The organism is Allobosea sp. GW823-FHT01F03 (assembly GCF_058798075.1).
The window spans coordinates 4,302,529-4,314,424 of the sequence record NZ_CM179505.1; the positions used below are offsets into that span (position 1 = coordinate 4,302,529).

General features: G+C 69.0%; 7 protein-coding genes. 4 read left to right on the forward strand and 3 right to left on the reverse strand.

Annotated features, from left to right (window positions below; genetic code table 11):
* Nucleotides 1-156 precede the first annotated feature (156 nt).
* Both AC3RCC_RS20660 and AC3RCC_RS20665 read left to right on the forward strand, forming a co-directional pair.
* Entirely contained in the window at nucleotides 157-1,332 is a 1,176-nt protein-coding gene (locus AC3RCC_RS20660) for a vWA domain-containing protein (RefSeq protein ID WP_492256446.1), read from the forward strand.
* Nucleotides 1,333-1,438: 106 nt separating this feature from the next.
* Nucleotides 1,439-2,035, forward strand: a complete 597-nt coding sequence (locus AC3RCC_RS20665; protein WP_492256447.1) for a hypothetical protein — start codon at nucleotides 1,439-1,441, stop codon at nucleotides 2,033-2,035.
* A 170-nt stretch (nucleotides 2,036-2,205) separates the two neighbouring features.
* On the opposite strand, the gene AC3RCC_RS20670 is transcribed toward AC3RCC_RS20665, so the two are convergent.
* Nucleotides 2,206-2,628 carry a universal stress protein gene (locus tag AC3RCC_RS20670; RefSeq protein WP_291634138.1) on the reverse strand — a complete coding sequence of 141 codons (423 nt, stop codon included), beginning with the start codon at nucleotides 2,626-2,628 and terminating at the stop codon, nucleotides 2,206-2,208.
* 204 nt (nucleotides 2,629-2,832) lie between these two features.
* Between AC3RCC_RS20670 and AC3RCC_RS20675 the strand changes: the two genes are divergently transcribed.
* Nucleotides 2,833-4,068: an MFS transporter gene (locus tag AC3RCC_RS20675; RefSeq protein WP_291634136.1), complete on the forward strand. Its 1,236-nt coding sequence runs from the start codon at nucleotides 2,833-2,835 to the stop codon at nucleotides 4,066-4,068.
* Nucleotides 4,069-4,074: 6 nt separating this feature from the next.
* On the opposite strand, the gene AC3RCC_RS20680 is transcribed toward AC3RCC_RS20675, so the two are convergent.
* A complete protein-coding gene (locus tag AC3RCC_RS20680) occupies nucleotides 4,075-4,395 on the reverse strand; it encodes a 2Fe-2S iron-sulfur cluster-binding protein (RefSeq protein WP_291634134.1) in 321 nt (106 codons plus the stop codon).
* Nucleotides 4,396-4,567: 172 nt separating this feature from the next.
* Nucleotides 4,568-4,906: an Hpt domain-containing protein gene (locus tag AC3RCC_RS20685; protein ID WP_291634132.1), complete on the reverse strand. Its 339-nt coding sequence runs from the start codon at nucleotides 4,904-4,906 to the stop codon at nucleotides 4,568-4,570.
* Nucleotides 4,907-5,176: 270 nt separating this feature from the next.
* On the opposite strand from AC3RCC_RS20685, the gene AC3RCC_RS20690 reads away from it, so the two are divergent.
* Nucleotides 5,177-11,869 (forward strand): apolipoprotein A-IV repeat region-like domain-containing protein, encoded by a 6,693-nt coding sequence (locus AC3RCC_RS20690; RefSeq protein ID WP_492256448.1) that lies wholly within the window; start codon nucleotides 5,177-5,179, stop codon nucleotides 11,867-11,869.
* The last annotated feature ends 27 nt before the right edge of the window (nucleotides 11,870-11,896 follow it).

An 11,896-nucleotide genomic window follows, 5' to 3' on the forward strand; every position in this document is an offset into this window, starting at 1 on the left:
ATGGCGAAAGGCGCGGCGTCCTTTCGCCATGCTCCATCTTGGCGGGCAAGATCGGCAGGCCGGACCATGCCCCCGACCGCCGCGCGCTGCCGAGTGGAACTCGTCCCGGGTCCCGGCATGGCTTGACCGCGGCGCGGCGCTGCCCACAGTAGCGCGATGTTCCTGCGCCTCTTCACCGATCTGCGAACTGCCAAGGTCCCCGTCACGCTGCGGGAGTATCTCGCCTTGCTCGAGGGCGTCGAGGCCGACCTCGCCGAGCATCGCGTCGACGAATTCTACCATCTCGCCCGCACCTGCCTGGTCAAGGACGAGCGTCATCTCGACCGCTTCGACCGGGTCTTCGCCCAGGTCTTCAAGGGCATGGAGACGCTTGGCGAGGCCTTCGAGGAAGCCGGTATTCCCGAGGAATGGCTGCGCAAGCTGGCCGAGAAATTCCTGACCGAGGAGGAGAAGGCCCAGCTCGAGGCGCTCGGCTGGGACAAGCTGCTCGAGACGCTGAAGCAGCGCCTCGCCGAGCAGAAGGGCCGCCACCAGGGCGGCTCGAAATGGATCGGCACCGCCGGCACCTCACCCTATGGCGCCTATGGCTACAATCCCGAGGGCGTACGCATCGGCCAGGACAAGAACCGCAATTTCCGTGCGGTGAAGGTCTGGGACAAGCGCGAGTTCAAGGATTTCGACGACACACGCGAGCTCGGTGTCCGCAATTTGAGGGTTGCGCTGCGCCGCCTGCGGAAATTCGCCCGGACCGGCGCCGCCGAGGAGCTCGACCTCGACGAAACGATCACCGAAACGGCCAAGCATGGCTATCTCGACGTCAAGCTCAGGCCCGAGCGGCACAATGCCGTGAAGGTGCTGCTCTTCCTCGATGTCGGCGGCTCGATGGACTGGCATGTCGAGCTGGCGGAAGAGCTGTTCTCCGCGGCGCGGGCCGAATTCAAGCATTTCGAGCATTTCTACTTCCACAACTGCCCTTATGAGCGGGTCTGGAAGGAGAACCGGCGCCGGCACGACCAGGTCATCCCGACCTTCGACATCCTGCGCACCTATCCGCCCGACTACCGGCTGGTCTTCGTCGGCGACGCCTCGATGAGCCCCTATGAGATCGCCATGCCCGGCGGCTCGGTCGAGCACTGGAACGAGGAGCCCGGCGAGGTGTGGATGCGGCGGCTGACCGAGCGCTTCCCGAAATCGGTCTGGCTCAACCCGGTTCAGCAGCATCTGTGGAGCTACACCCAGTCGATCCGGCAGATCGGCGGGCTGATGGGCGGGCGCATGTTCCCGCTGACGCTGGATGGGCTCGACGGCGCGATCAAGGCGCTGACGCGGTAACATCCACCGGCTCGGTCATGCGCGGGCCCAAACAGCGCATGTTCTTCAGGAGATTTTCAACTCCGCGCTTTGCTCTCCGCGGCAAGGCCGGCTAGAGCTTCGCGCCATGCAAGCCGAAGACGACGACGCCCCTCCCTCCTGGCGCCAGCGCCCCAAGCCGATCGGCTTCGAGATTGCCTATCGGCTCTATGGCGACACGCTGGAGATCGACAGTACGCGCAAGGTCGACCGTGTCAGGCTGGCTGCGGTCGAGCAGGTCCGCTTCCTCTACGCGCCGAGCAATGTCACCGCGAAGAGCTTCCGGACGCAGCTGCGGCTCAGCGACGGCAAGAGCATCACCTTCGGCAATCTGTCCTGGCGCTCGCTGACCGATATCGAGCGCGACGATCCGCGCTATCACGCCTTCGTCACGGCTCTATCGGCCACGATCAGCCGCGCCAATCCGCGCGCCCGCTTCGTCGCCGGCAAGCCGTTTCCACTCTGGCTGGCCCTGGCTATCGTCGGCGGGCTCTCGCTGGTCATGCTCGCCTTCTTCAGCCTCAGCGCCTTCCGAAGCGGCGCGAGCACGGCCGGCTGGCTCGGGATCGTGCTGGGAGCCGCCTCCTTCTGGCAAGTCTGGCCGATGGTCAGGCTCAACCGCCCCCGCGAGCTCGCCAATGGCGAGGTGCCGGGCGAGCTCGTGCCCGGGGGCAAACCGAACTGAGGGCCTCGGGCCACAGCCGAGCGTCTCACCTCGGGTGAGCCGATCTCGTCATCCTGGACGAGCTCGCCCGGAATCCATCGGAAGGCACCGGGCCCGTCGATGAATCCCGAACCTGCGCTGTTTCACGGCATTCCAGGGTGACGGCTGCTTTTCCGTGAGGGGAGCGTATCCTAGCGCACCACGAGCACCGAGCATTTCGCCCGCCTGACGATGGTCGAGGCATTGGAGCCGATGACATAGGCGAGCATGCCCGGCTCATGCGAGGCGATCACGATCAGATCGGCGCCGCTGGCATCGGCCTCCGCCAGGACCTCGCCATGGACCGAGCCGACCAGCACCTTGGCGGAGACACGCTCGGCCGGCAGCTTCACCTTGGCGGCAATTTCGGCGAGCTTCGCCTCGGCCTCGGCCTGCTGCCCGGCGTCGAAATCGGCCGGAACGAATTCCATATAGGTGATCGGCACCAGCGAGCGGACATAAACCAGCCGGATCGTACCGTCCGAAGCCGTGGCGAAGGATTCCGCAGCGGCGATGGCGGGATCGGCGAGTTCTGCCTCGGCAAGATCGACCGGTACCAAAATCGATTTGTACATCGCGTTCTCCTCGCTCTACTCGACTGAGATGAAATCTGGCACCGAGCGCGTTCCGGGTCGTTGCGCTCGATCAACCGGCTTCGCGCATGGTCGTCATGATGCCGCGGAATTTGACGTGGATCGGCATGGGTTTAACAGTCCCGCCGATGCTGCGTTCGCGGCCTCGGTCGCCCCGCCGCGACGTCCTCGATTTCGGGTGCGCCGATGTCCGAAGCCTCCCCCCCTCGCCGGCTGACCGGACTGATCGCCTCTCCGACCAGCTTCCTGATGGTGCTCGCCTTCGTCAACTGGTTCGGCTACGCGAGCTGGAGCGCGCTGCTGAACAATTTCGCCAAGGAGGCGGCGGGTTTCACCGGGCAGGATATCGGCATCCTGCAATCGGTGCGCGAAATTCCCGGTTTCCTGGCCTTCACCGCGATCATCCTGTTCTGGATCATGCGCGAGCAGGTGCTGGCCTATCTCAGCCTGCTGACGCTGGGCCTCGGCGTCGCCCTCACCGGCTTCTATCCGAGCCTCGGCGGGCTGCTGCTGACGACGACGATCATGTCGATCGGCTTCCACTATTACGAGACGGCCCAGCAATCCCTGCAATTGCAACTGCTGCCCAAATCGGAGGCGCCGCGCCTGCTCGGGCGGATCGCCGGCGCCTCGGCGGTCGCGCAATTGCTGGCCTTCGGCTCGATCGCGTTGATCTGGCGGACCCTGCAGCCGAGCTATGCCACCGTCTTCCTCGGTGCCGGTCTCGTCACCATTGCGCTGACCATCGTCGCGATCGCGCTGTTCCCGCGTTTCCAGGGCGCCGTGCCGCAGAACAAGGGCTTCGTGCTGCGCAAGCGCTACTGGCTCTATTACGCACTGACCTTCGCGTCGGGGGCGCGACGCCAGATCTTCATGGCCTTCGGCGGCTTCCTGCTGGTCGAGCGCTTCGGTTACGACGTCGCGGCGACGGCGACGCTGCTGCTGGCGACCTACGGCATCAACATGTTCGCCGGCCCGCTGCTGGGCGCCTTGGTCGGGCGGATCGGCGAACGCGCCACCATCCAGCTCGAAAACATCTCGCTGATCGTCGTCTTCGTCGGCTACGCGCTGGCGAGCCACGGCACCTTCGGCAACTGGGGCGCCCTGTTCGCTGGCGCCTTCTTCGTCATCGACGGCGTCTGCTTCACGCTCGTCCTCGCCCAGCGGACCTATTTCCAGAAGATCGCAGACCCCGCCGACATCGCCCCGACCTCGGCGGTCGCCTTCACGATCAACCACATCGCGGCCGTATTCCTGCCGATCACCTTCGGGCTGATCTGGCTGCGCGATCCGGCTCTGGTGTTCTATATCGGTGCCGGCGTCGCGACCGCCTCGCTCGGGCTTTCGCTGCTCGTGCCACGCCATCCGGTCGCCGGCCACGAGACGACGCTGTCAGCCCCTGCCCCCGCAGCGGCGGAGTAGGCGTCCTCAGCCCTGCCGGGCGGGCGTACGGACGATCAAGCCGTCGAGCTCGTCGCGGACGCGGATCTGGCAGGACAGGCGCGAACCCGGGCGCACGTCGAAGGCGAAATCGAGCATATCCTCCTCCATCGGCTCGGCCTGGCCGGTCGCCGCGAGCCAGGCATCGTCGACATAGACATGGCAGGTGGCGCAGGCGCAGGCGCCGCCGCATTCGGCCTCGATGCCGGGCACGCCATTGCGGACGGCGACCTCCATCACGGTCGAGCCGGTCTCCGCCTCGACCGTGCGGCTCGTCCCCTGGGCGTCGATGAAAGTGATCTTCGGCATCGTGAACTCCGGCGCGCCGTCCTGGCGGCTTCGCGGCTTGCGTGTCCGGGCGATGCCGGGCCCGGCCTTCAGTGCCGTGCCGCGCCTGCCGCCCGCGAATGGGATTGGCGTCCGCGGAGCCCGCGGACCCGATCGTCTCTAGAGGATTTCGAAAGCGCGGGAAACGGCGATTTCAGGCGGCGCAGTCGAAGCGCGCGATCGCAGCCCGCGCCTCGGCCGCCGCCAGGGCCAGCGCGTCCATGCCCGCCTCGAGCGCAAGCTGGTCGGGTGCGCCCAGTTGCTGCTCGACGAGATCGGCCGCATCGGCGACCTGCCAGGCGCCGATCGCCCGCGCCGCGCCCTTGAGCGTGTGCGCGGCATCGCGCCTCGCCTGGTCGTCGGTGCTGCCATGGATGGTGCGCAGGTGCCGGACGCATTGCTGGGAGAACAGGACGAGCAGTTCGCGCTCCAGCGCGAGATCGCCGCCGGTCTGGCGGGCGAGATGCTCGAAATCAATGGCTGTGTTGGTCATCACGGGGAACTCGACTTTAAAGGTCCGAGGCGGCGTCCCGGCGCGCCTCCTGACCTCTTAGGAAGCGCCAACATGGTGAATGAGGCGTTAACGACGTTTGTGAATCGGCGGGGGAAACAGGTTTCATTCACCGCCTGCCTCAACTACGCTTCGAGCCAGTAAACGATGGGCGTCGTGTCGCTTGCGGAATCTCGGCTTGAGGCGGCCGTTCTTCCGTCGCGCGGCGCGGGACGACGCGCCCATCGCCAGTAGCGTAGCGAGGCGGCATTCATGACCCGGCAGAACAAGCTCCAGGATCCGACCGAAGCCGCGATGTCGGCGATCGAGGAAGCGCTGAGGCTGGACCAGCCCAAGGGCGACAACTCAACCGGCGATCCCGAGCTGAAGCTGCCCGCTGCTACCGGCGGCGACCTCAAGGTCGAGCTGCCGCGCGTCGAATCCGCTCCGCCGAAGCCGGAAGCGGCCGAGCCCGCGACACCGCCGCGCCCGGCCATCGCCCCCGACACCAGCCGCGTCGCCAATGACGACCGCCGCGATTCCAGCTCCCTCGTCCAGGCCTTCTCCGCCCGCCCCTCCGCCAAGCCCTACTGGTTCGCCGCCCTCGCGACCCTGGCCTGGCTCGGCGGCGTCGGCTTCACCCTGGTCAGCCGCTACGGCTCCTTCGCCGAGGGCCTGCCGCCCGGCATCGTCGCCTTCGGCCCGGGCCAATGGGCCCTGCTCACGCTGGGCGCCGGCGCACCGGTCGTGTTCTTCTTCGTTCTGGCGGCGCTCTATCGCCGCACCCAGGAGATGCGCCTGGTCTCGCGCGCGATGACCGAGGTCGCGCTGCGCCTGGCCGAGCCCGAGATCGTCGCCACCGATTCCGTGCTCTCGCTGAGCCAGACCATCCGCCGCGAGGTCGCGGCGATGGGCGACGGCATCGAACGCGCCGTGGCGCGGGCCGGCGAGCTCGAGACCATTGTCCGCGGCGAGATCGCGACGCTGGAGCGCGCCTATGCCGACAACGAGATCCGGCTGCGCTCGCTGATCGACGAATTGGTGACGCAGCGCGAATCCGTCGTCGGCAATGCCGAGCGGGTCAAGTTCGCCATCAGCGGCGCCCATGAGAACATCAGCAAGGACCTCGAAACCGCCAGCCGTTCGATCGCCGAGGCGGTCGCCCAGGCGGGCGAACGCGTCACCGTGACGCTGAGCGACAAGGGCGACCAGATCACCCTCGCGCTCGGTCGCGCCGGCGAGCGCATGGTCGACGAGATCAGCGGACGCGGCAACGAACTGGTCGAGCGCCTGCAGGTCACATCGGGCGAAGTCGGCGAGCGCCTGACCGGCGCCAGCCACAGCATCACCGGTCTGATCGACAGCCGGGTCCAGGAAATCGCAAGCTCGCTCGAACGCACCGGCTCGGTCCTGACCGAGGGCCTCACCGCCGGCGCCCGCGACGTCACCCGCGCGATCAGCGAGACCGGCGCGCAGGTCGCCGAGACGCTCGCCAACCGGGCCGAGACGGTCAACGAGACGCTGCGCAGCACCGGCGAGACGCTGGCGCAGGAGATCTCCCAGCGCGGCACCACCGTGGCCGAACGCTTCGAGCACAGCGGCCGCACCCTGGTCGGGCTGATCGAGGAGCAGAGCAGCAACCTGACCGCGCGCCTGGCCGAGACCGGCGAGACGCTGCGCACCACCATCTCCGACGAGGGCGAGAGCGTCACCACCCGCCTGGCCGAGGTCGGCCGCGGCGTGCACGTGCTGCTCAGCAAGCAGAACGAACTCGTCGCCTCCCGCATCCAGGAGGCCGGCGACACCGTCCACAGCCTGCTCGGCAAGCAGGGCGAGACGCTGGTCGAGCGGCTGACCGAGACGGTGCAGACCGTCGACGGCCTGCTGCGCGAGCAGAGCGACTCGATCATCCTGCGCTTCGACGAAGCCGGAAAGGGACTGAACACGCTGATCGGCGAGCGCGGCGAGGAATTGACCGCCCGCATCTCCGCCGTCGGCGCGACCGTGCACAGCCTGTTCTCAGAAGAGGCCGGCAGCCTGGTCACCCGCCTCTCCGATATCGGCCATGACGTCCGCGGTGCCATCGGCAGCCAGGGCGACACGCTGATCGAGCGCCTGACCGAGGTCGGCAAGGGCATGCAGGAGGCTCTCGGCGAGCGCGGAGACGGCTTGGTCGCGCGCTTCGCGAACGTCACCCGCGAGGTCGAAGAGGCGATCGGCGCCCGCGGCGACGGTCTGGTCCTGCGCCTGGCCGAGGTCACCCGCGAGGTCGAGGCGGCCATCGATCAGCGCGGCGGCGGGCTGGTCAGCAGCCTCGCCAACGTCACGCGCGAGGTCGAGGACACGATCGGCGCCCGCGGCGACGGTCTGGTCGCCCGGCTCGCCGAAGTCACCCGCGACGTCGAGGCGGCCATCGATCAGCGCGGCGGTGGGCTGGTCAGCAGCCTCGCCAACGTCGCCCGCGAGGTCGAGGACACGATCGGTGCCCGCGGCGACGGGCTGATCGCCCGCCTCGCCGACGCCTCGCGCGAGGTCGAGAACGCCCTCGGCGTCCGCGGCGAAGGCCTGGTCGCGCGCCTCGCCGAAGTCACCCGCGACGTCGAGAATTCCATCGGTGCGCGCGGCGACGGCCTCGTCGCCCGGCTCGCCGACGTGACCCGCGACGTCGAGAACGCCATCGGCGCTCGCGGCGACGGTCTGGTCACCCGCCTCGCCGACGTCACCCGCGAAGTCGAAACCGCAATCGACGAGCGCGGCGGCGGACTGGTGTCGCGTCTGTCGGATGTCGGCCGCGAGGTCCAGAGCGCGCTCGGCGAGCGCGGCGAGAGCCTGGTGGCGCGCCTCTCCGAGGTCGGCGCCGACGTGCAGGCCGCGATCGGCGAGCAGCGCGAGAACCTCATCCTGCAGCTGGCAGAGGCCGGCTCGGGCGTGCGCAACCTCTTGATCGCGGAGAGCGAGGCCCTGAGCGGCCGCGTCATCGCCACCGGCCAGGACATGCAGGAGCTGCTCTCCGGCCAGAGCCAGGCGCTCGTCACCCGCGTCGCCGATGTCGGCCGCTCCGTGCACGGCCTCCTCGCCGAGCGCAGCGGCGCGCTGATCAGCCAGCTCGCCAGTGCCGGCCAGTCGCTGCATGATCGCCTCGGCGACCAGGGCGAGGCGATCGCAGCCCGCATCAACGCCGCGAGCGACAGCGCTCGCGCGGTGTTCGACGACCAGCAGGCCGCCTTCATCGTCCGCCTGTCGCAGACCGGCGACGAGGTCGCCGGCGCGCTCGGCAGCCAGCGCGAGAGCATCATCGCCGGCCTCGCCGCGACCGGACAGGAAGTCCACGGCCTGATCGGCTCGCAGCGCGAGAAGCTGCTCGCCGACCTCAGCGCCACCGGCCGCGAGGTCCATGGCCTGCTCGGCGAACAGGGCGAGCATCTCGCCGAGCGCCTCGGCGAGGCGGCCCGCAAGCTCGCAGAGACGATCAATGTCGATGGCCGCCATGTCGCCGACCGCGTCAGCGACGCGACGATCGCGCTGCGCGAGACCTTCACCACCCAGGCCGACCAGGCGAGCGGCATGCTCGCCGCGACCGGCAAGGAGGTTGTGATCGCGCTCACCCAGCAGGGCGGACGCGTCAACGAGGCTCTGGCCGCCAATGCCGAGTCGCTGATGCGCTCGGTCGATGTGCGCTCGCAGACGCTGAACGAGCTGCTGGCCGGGCGCCATGACGCCTTCACCCGCCTGTTCGACGTCCAGGGCCGGGAGATCGAGGCTTCGATCAGCGCCCGCCTCGGCGCGCTCGAGGAAATCGTGGTCACCCGCGGCGGCACGCTCGCCTCGAAGATCGGCAACGATGCGCGCTCCTTCACCGACGCGGTCACGCTGCGCCTCAACCAGGTCGAGAAGCTGCTCGGCGAGGAAGGGCAGGCCCTGGCCGAACGCATCGGCGAGCGCTCGCAGCACGCAGCCGAGATCATGAGCACGCGGACGCAGGAAGCGGCCGCGGCGATGGAGAACCAGATCCGCGTCTTCGAGGAGCGCTCCAGCGCCAAGAGCGCCGAGATCGCCGGCTCGCTCGACAGCCTGATCGCCCGCATCGACGGCAATCTCGGCTCGCGCGCCACCGCCCTCAACGAGGCGCTGGTCGAGCGCACCGTCGATATCGCTCGCGTCATGGCCGAGGGCGGCCGCGAGGTCACCCGCGCCCTGGCCGCCAAGGCCGACGAGATCGGCGAGGTCGTGACGTCGAAGAGCGAGGCGCTGACGCGCACCCTCGCCGACAAGGCCGACAGCATCAACGCGACGCTCGGTGGGCGTGCCCTCCAGATCGCCGACACGCTCGACCAGAGCGTGGCGCGCTTCGAGGAGCGCGTGGTCAACCGGCTCGACACCGTCTCCGGCACGCTGGATTCGCGCGGCACCGAAATCGCCGAGCGCCTCCAGGGCACCTCGGACGCGATCTCGCTCACCCTCGGCGCCCGCGCCGAAGAGCTGCGCGCCTTGTTCGACGACAAGGGCGGCGGCATGATCAGCACGCTCGACCAGCACGGCTCGCAGATCGCCCTCACCTTGCAGAGCAAGTCGGACGAGATCGCTGCGGCGCTCGGCGCCAGCAGCGAGCAGCTGCGCGCCCTGTTCGACGAGAAGGGCGGCGGCATGATCAGCACGCTCGACCAGCACGGCTCGCAGATCGCCCTCACCTTGCAGAGCAAGTCGGACGAGATCGCCGCGGCGCTCGGCGCCAGCGACGCGCAGCTGCGCGCCCTGTTCGACGACAAGGGCGGCGGCATGATCAGCACGCTCGGCGAGTACGGCTCGCAGATCGCCCTTACCTTGCAGAGCAAGTCGGACGAGTTCACCACGACGCTGGGCGCCAGCGACGCGCAGCTGCGCGCCCTGTTCGACGAGAAGGGCAATGGCATGATCAGCGCGCTCGGCCAGCGCGGCGCGATGATCGCCCACACCCTGCAGTCGAAATCGGACGCGCTCGCCGCGGCGCTCGGCGCCAGCACCGAAGAGCTGCGGACGCTGCTCGACGAGCGCGGCGGCAGCGTGATCAGCACCCTCGACCAGCGCGGCATCCAGATCGCGCAGACCCTGGACACCAAGTCCGGCGAGCTCGCCGCGACGCTCGGTGCCCGGACCGAGGAACTGCGCGCGCTGTTCGCCCAGACCGGCGGCGGCATGATCGAGGCGCTCAGCCAGAAGGGCGAAGCGATCGCCAGCGAGGTCGCCAATGTCGGCGAAGCGGTGGTGCGGACCCTCACCAGCCGCGGCAGCTCGATCATCGAAGGGCTGCGCGAGCGCGGTGCCGACATCGCCGGCGCGCTCGAGACGGCCTCCAGCCAGCTGCGCGAGACGCTCGAAAGCGGCACCAGCCAGTCGGTCGAGGCCCTGCTCAAGACCAATGAGCAGCTGCGCGGCGAGCTCGGCGGCATGCTCGGCCGCCTCGGCGAGGCGAACAAGCTGATGCAGCAGATCGTCACCGGCGCGAACAAGAACCTCGTCGCGATCGAGGGTAGCCTGTCCGGCCGCGTCGAGGAGCTGCAGAACGTGCTCTCGAGCGTGGTCGAGGAGACCGGCCGCGCCTCGATGCAGGTCGCGGGCCAGATCGAGGCGCTGAAGGGCTTCTCGGAAGGCACGCTGCGCGAGACCGCGGGGCTGATCTCCAGGATCGACGAGCAGGGCTCCTCGATGACCGAGGCGACGCAGACCAATGCCGCGGCACTGAACGCGGTCGCGGCCCGGCTCGAGCAGGTCGAAGCCCGCGTCGGCAATGCGCTGGCCGACCGCAAGGAGGCGCTCGAGCATCTGCACGGCCTGATCGCCACGCGCACCGACGACATCGAGCAGATCACCCGCTCCTTCTCGTCGACGCTCGACGAGTCGCTCAGCGCAGCCGAGACGCGTACCCGCCAGATCGGCGGCGTCCTCAGCGAATCCGCCGAGACGACGACCAATGCGATCACCGCGCAGTTCGACACGATCCGCGCCGCCAGCGGCCGCGAGCGCGAGCGCATCACCCAGGCGCTGCGTGCCTCCTATGAGCAGGTCGTCAACGAAGTCGGCGCGGAGATCGCCAAGGTCACCGAGCGCTTCCAGAGTGCGGCCGAGGACATGCGCACCATGTCGGCCGAGATCCAGCAGGAGCTGGAAGCGACGCGTTCCGAGCTGAAGCGCGGCGTGCTCGATCTGCCGCGCGAGACGCAGGAATCGACCGCCGCCATGCGCCGCGTCGTCGCCGACCAGATCAAGGCGCTGAACGAGCTGACCGAGATCGTGACCCGGTCGGGCCGCAGCAGCGACGTCGCGCGCCCGTCGAGCGATGCCGCCGGCCGCCGTGCCGCGGCCAGTGCCGCGAGTGCTCCCGCGCAGGTCGTGGCGACGGTACCGAGCCCGCGCATGCCGGCCCTGATGGAGCCGCTGCGCGCCTCGATCGACCCGACGCCGGAACCGGCGCGGCCGGAGCCGGCGCGCAGCCCGGCGGCCGAGCCGGTCCGCCAGGAAGTGGCGCGCACGGAAGCGGCGCGCCGGCAGCCGGAGCCGGCTCCGGCCAAGTCCGGCTGGCTCTCCGATCTGCTCAACCGGGCCTCGCGCGACGACCGCGCGCCGGAGACGCCCAAGCCGACCGCCCACAGCATCGAGAAGCTCGATTCGCTCTCGGTCGACATCGCCCGGATGATCGACCATGACGCCGCCGTCGAGCTCTGGGACCGCTACAAGCGCGGCGAGCGCAACGTCTTCACGCGCCGGCTCTACACCTTGCAGGGCCAGCAGACCTTCGACGAGATCCGGCGCAAATACCGCCGCGACGCCGAGTTCAAGGAGACCGTCGACCGCTATATCGAGGAGTTCGAGCGCCTGCTCGGCGAGGCGGCCAAGGATGACCGCGACTCGATGGTGGCCAAAACCTACCTGACCTCGGAAACCGGCAAGGTCTACACCATGCTGGCCCATGCCAGCGGGCGCTTCGAGTAAGGCGCGCGCCTGAGACGACAGAATGAA